Here is a 4628-nt window from a genome sequence, read left to right on the forward strand (position 1 = left end):
CTGTTTCCTGCTGGGAACCCCCGCCGCCTTTGCCAATTGTTTTCGAGTATTGACCGGCTTTGAAACCCACCGATGAGGCAGCTCTCCAATTTCACGCCACGGATTCCAACGCGACGGTAACGCCCGAGAGTTTGGACGGAGACTTCGCGACCTGGCCACGACTTCGCGGCATCCAAGAACGGGACGAGATTTGCCTCGGTGGCCAAGTGCTGGTCGCGAAATCTAAGTGCCATTCGTGTGTTAGAGCGTCGTATTTTGGGGACTGGGGATTTTGAATCCGATTGGTGCGATACGCCAGTCGACAAAGGGATAGCCATGTTGTCCGGCTGTCAAGAAGCCTTGCTCGGGACCTGTCCTGCTCCTCTCTCAACAACCAGCAGACGAACACGCAATATTCCGGCGTATCGATTTGGAGACACAGACAACACAACGTCCGCTCTTTAGTAAAGTCGGCCACGGCTTCCGTATACGTTCGCGGCCCAATGCCATTTGGGCCAACCGATTGGCAGCAGTGAGCGATCGACTGGCTGCGATTGCACGAATACGCCGCACCGTCCTAAAGCATCAACATCGGAACATGAGCGACATCAGGAGCTAAGCTCATTTGATCTTCACAACGTTGCTGTCGATGTACGTCTTGTCGCGGCCGCGAAGTGCCTTGTCTGCCGAATAAAAAGCGATGGAATAGTGGTCGTCGCCTAGTGGGATCAGTAGCTGCGACCCTCCTGTGGCGGTGTTCCAGGGATGGCCATCCGTACGGGAATAGTAGGGCTGCCCTAGTTTTGTGAACTGCTCACCATCCGGGCTGTAGTAGAGCATGCTAGTTCTGGGAATGCGTTCGTCGAGTGCTCCGGCGAACATCAGGTAACTGCCGTCAGCTCGCTTGAGCACTGCCGGACAGATTGCGGCGATCGAGCTATCGCAAGGGACACTCCAGGTGCGACCTTGGTCGAGTGAGACGGCTTTGCCCATAAACCGTTTGTGTGCCGGTGTTTCGTTGTCGTAGCGTGCAAACGCCACCAAGGTGCCGTCCGGCTTTTCAAAGATGGCGGACTCGTTGTAGAAAATCTCTGGATGATCGGCACGCTTGGCAAAGACCAGTTCGAACTGGCCCCATGTCTTGCCGTCATCGGTGCTGCGATACAAACCCGATCCGTAGACGGTGCCCGGTGTGGGCTTCGCGAAATCCATCGGGATCAGATACGCGGGCAGAATGAGATCGCCGTTGAAGAGTTGGATGATGTTCGTTGGCATCGCACCCACAAGTGAATCGGGCGGCTGTGGGATTGTTGCGACATATGTGAGTGCGGCCGTTTTCGGGTCAAAGTCGGCGAAGATCGTGCGAGACTTTCGCGGAGCTTTGAATCCTTCAACAGAGATGTCCGTGTGCGCCACCTCCATCATCACGGCCAGAATGCGGCCAGTGGGAAGTTGAACGAACCCGACTGCGGTACCGACCGATTTGTCAGGGTCCTGGTACGACGCGAATGGCTTACTCCACGTTTGGCCGCCGTCAGTACTCCGGACAAATAGCGTGACCGTTCCCGCGACGACGTCTCCCTTGTTTTGAAATGCGAGAACCAAGCTGCCGTCAGATAAATCTCTTACCAATCCACTCGGAGTCTGCGCATCGACAACCGTGTCGTTCACGACTGCATGATGGATGACCTGCATCCGAGGCGTGTTGATGATATTGGTTTGTGCAGAACAGATTGTGTTTGCAGTAAACAATACCGCGACAGAAAGAACTCCGATCATCACGCGAGAGAAATGCATGCTCGACTTTCAAAGAAGTCCGTGGCGATGAAGAATGGCGTCAGTTTAAGCAATTACCCTGCGAGACGACACGCAAACAAAACACAGCGGTGTCCTCCGCGGTTCAACCTCGAAGTAAATGACGCCGCCAAATTGAAGCCACTCCTTGTGTAATAATCCATGCAAGCCTACACGAAAATCGTCGTCGAGCCGCAGTCCGCCATGCACTGGACAGCCAGGTTCGAGAACAATGTCGATTGGGGTGGCGAATGCGAAACGCGGTATCTGATCTCGTTTGGCATCGCTTCACCGGTATCTCGGTCACATCGACCGAGGCACCATGGAATATAGTCTCACGCAGTTTGCCCAGCTCTCCAATCCGCCACAAAAAAGTTCTAACGGTGTTTTGTCCTCTCAGCTTTCTTTCCAAACAAGCCCTTCAGCCAAAACGCCGAAGGGCTTTCTCATTATTGGGTAGGCAAATGTGCCAGGAACCGAATCCGCTTTGGGGGTTCCTGGCACATTTTGGCATGTCGTGAATGTCAGTCGATCAAGCGCATCTTGCGCATCAAGGTCAGTGCGTTGCGACTTTCGACGACGCCGGGGCGCATCTTGTAGTCAAAGCGGATCTCGCCGTTCATCAAAGTGTCCGCGAAATGGACGTTGGCGGCTCGCCCGCCCAGCGTGTCGGCAATTCGAGTCAATTCGAGATCGTGCGTCGTGATCAGCCCTACGCCTCCCCGTTCGATTAACTTCCGCACGACAGCCTCGGCGCCACGAATCCGGTCATGCGAGTTGGTCCCTTGCAGGATTTCGTCGATCAGAAATAACAATGGCCGTTTGCCTTCCTGAAGGTCCATCACTCTGCGCAGACGCACGATGACCGCGTAGAAGTGCGAGGTTCTATTGTCCAGCGAGTCCTGAAATCGCATTGCGGTGCCGATCGAGAACGGTGATATCCGAAGTTGCTTGGCGCAGACGGGCGCTCCACAAAGAGCCAGCACTGCGTTGACACCGACAGTACGAAGCATCGTGCTTTTTCCGGACATGTTTGAGCCGCTAACCAAAAGCAATTGCGATGTGCTATTCAGCTGAAGATCGTTCTCGACGCGCTGATCGGCACCAACCAGAGGGTGAGCCAATCCAATCGCTTCGAAGCACTTCTCGGTATCGACCACTGTGGGGAACGTTGCTTCTGGCCGAATGAACGAATACTGCGCGAGACTCGAAATGGCCTCCAATTCTCCCAGCGCCAGAAGACCTGCGTCCGCGGGCTGGGCACACGCGCGTCGCCAGCGATCGACAGACGGGACGAATTGATGAAGTAGAATCGCCAAGAGCGGTTCGTGCATGAGAAATCGGTACACCGCACAGACTCGCCACGGTGGCATGACGGCGCCTGCAGCGATCATGCATCGAATGTTGGAAAGATGCCGTGATTCGAACGAAGACTTCTGCAAGACCGTTTGCACTAACGACAGATAAATCAGCGTTGCGTGCACGGATTTGGCGTGGGACCTGATCGACCTCAAGCGGCTTCGAAAAAGTGTGTAGAATGCCAATTCCAGAATGACGATTAAGATCGTGATTCCAACGCCAGGCCCAAAGCCACCAAAAAAACTCAGGATCACGCTTGCGAAAGCCACTGCCAGGGCGAAGGCAGTGGCACGTGCGATCCGACTGGGCAGAAGTTCCGGCGCACTCGTCCACTCGGCAACCGCCTGCGGCTGAAACTTGCCCCGATCCAATGGCAGCACGGCCAATTGTTCACGCAAATCCAGATTGTTGCTCATCTCACGAACGGCAGATTGTCGTTCGCGGATTTCGTCGGCATTCGCAGGCTGAGTCAACCACGCGGCAAGCATGTTGTCTCCGATTGACGTTTGCGAGGCACAGAGAAACTGAAAAAGCGAACCATTGCCAAAGAGGTTCAGGTCGTCCGCAAAGACTTCGTCGGCGCCGAGATATTGCGCACCGGTGTTGCCATCGCCGATCCAGTGATTCTCAATGCGCTTCACGGCGCGTCGATAAAACTCAGTCGCCAGTGACGCTCGATCGAGTTGACGACGAAGTCGAATTTTGACGACCACCGCACGCATCTGCAGGATGAAAAACGGCGCGAGAATGAACGCCATCGTGGGATCAAATACCGCAAGCCCGATTACGGCGAAAATGAGAATCTTCTGAGTCTTGGTGTGGTGTTCCAAAAGATGGAACAACCTCCGAGTTTCCGCCGACCGTTCAGTAAAGCGGTCCAAGCACTTCTCGGCGTTTGATCGAATGGTGGGAGTATGCATGGCATCAAGTCTACGGCAATCGCTCCGTTTTGACGCCAAACCGAGACAAGGGTGCGGCTGGCGAGTGTCCTGATGAAGTGGACCCCGTTTTTCGGACCACCGGGAGCCAATTCTTAGATGGTCTTCACCGGGGTCTGGAGCGAGGGATTTGATAGGCTTGCCAGGGAGTGCGGTTGGCCAAACCCTGGTGAGGTCGCTCGTGGCGATAGTACTGGAAGTACGCCTTCAATCCTTCATGACAATCGGCTCCTGTCACGTATTCCTTGAGGTAGATGTTCTCGTATTTCACGGTTCGCCAAAGTCGTTCGATCATCACGTTGTCAATCGCTCGCCCTTTCCCATCCATGCTGATGGCGATCGACTCCTGTTCGAGTCGCTTGGTAAATTCGTGACTCGTAAATTGCGATCCTTGGTCCGTGTTGAAGATCTCGGGACGACCATACTTCAACGCTTCGTCGAGAGCTTCCATACAGAACTCCACATCCATGCTGTTGGACAATTGCCAAGCCAGCACGTACCGGCTGTACCAGTCCATCACCGCCGTCAAATACAGGTACCCTCGACGCATCGGGACGA

The 4628-nt window shown here is 54.6% G+C and carries 3 protein-coding genes; all 3 read right to left on the reverse strand.

Annotated elements, in window-relative coordinates:
• Nucleotides 1-600: 600 nt before the first annotated feature.
• The gene (locus OSO_RS0109510; RefSeq protein WP_010583167.1) at nt 601-1776 is read right to left on the reverse strand and encodes a sialidase family protein; all 1176 of its coding nucleotides are present in this window, start codon (nt 1774-1776) and stop codon (nt 601-603) included.
• Between the two features lie 521 nt (nt 1777-2297).
• Nucleotides 2298-3974 carry a MutS-related protein gene (locus OSO_RS0109520; RefSeq protein WP_010583168.1) on the reverse strand — a complete coding sequence of 559 codons (1677 nt, stop codon included), beginning with the start codon at nt 3972-3974 and terminating at the stop codon, nt 2298-2300.
• A gap of 202 nt (nt 3975-4176) precedes the next feature.
• A partial coding sequence (locus OSO_RS51910; RefSeq protein WP_010583169.1) for a DDE-type integrase/transposase/recombinase occupies nt 4177-4628 on the reverse strand: 452 nt, incomplete at its 5' end.

This window comes from Schlesneria paludicola DSM 18645, from assembly GCF_000255655.1.
GTDB classification, from domain to species: domain Bacteria; phylum Planctomycetota; class Planctomycetia; order Planctomycetales; family Planctomycetaceae; genus Schlesneria; species Schlesneria paludicola.

Excerpts from the sequence above, each read along its gene's own strand:
- OSO_RS0109510 (WP_010583167.1), bottom strand. The coding sequence starts at position 1,776 with ATGCATTTCTCTCGCGTGATGATCGGAGTTCTTTCTGTCGCGGTATTG.